The 250-nt window shown below is 75.6% G+C and carries 1 protein-coding gene; it reads right to left on the bottom strand.

Annotation, left to right across the window (positions count from 1 at the left end; genetic code table 11):
- Nucleotides 1-240: IMP dehydrogenase (locus MKD49_RS26155; RefSeq protein ID WP_371925523.1), on the bottom strand; the 240-nt coding region annotated here is incomplete at its 3' end.
- Nucleotides 241-250: the final 10 nt, after the last annotated feature.

Genomic DNA, 250 nt, shown 5'->3' with positions numbered 1-250 from the left:
CCAGTGCCAGCCGCGCCCGGGGGCCTCCTCGGCCCGAGCCAGGGCGGTGCCCAGCATCACGGCGTCGGCGCCCATGGCCAGGGCCTTGACGATGGTCCCTGACGTGCCCACGCCGCCGTCGGCGATCACGTGGACGTAGCGCCCGCCGGACTCGTCCAGGTAGTCCCGGCGAGCTGCCGCCACGTCCGAGATGGCCGAGGCGCCGGCTGCGTGGATGCCCAGCACCTGCTCGGTGCGCATGGAGGCCCCG

This window comes from Herbaspirillum sp. WGmk3 (assembly GCF_023952535.1).
GTDB lineage: Bacteria > Pseudomonadota > Gammaproteobacteria > Burkholderiales > Burkholderiaceae_D > Herbaspirillum > Herbaspirillum huttiense.
The sequence above is the reverse complement of the archived record's forward strand: the minus strand, read 5'-3'. Positions and strand labels throughout refer to the sequence as shown.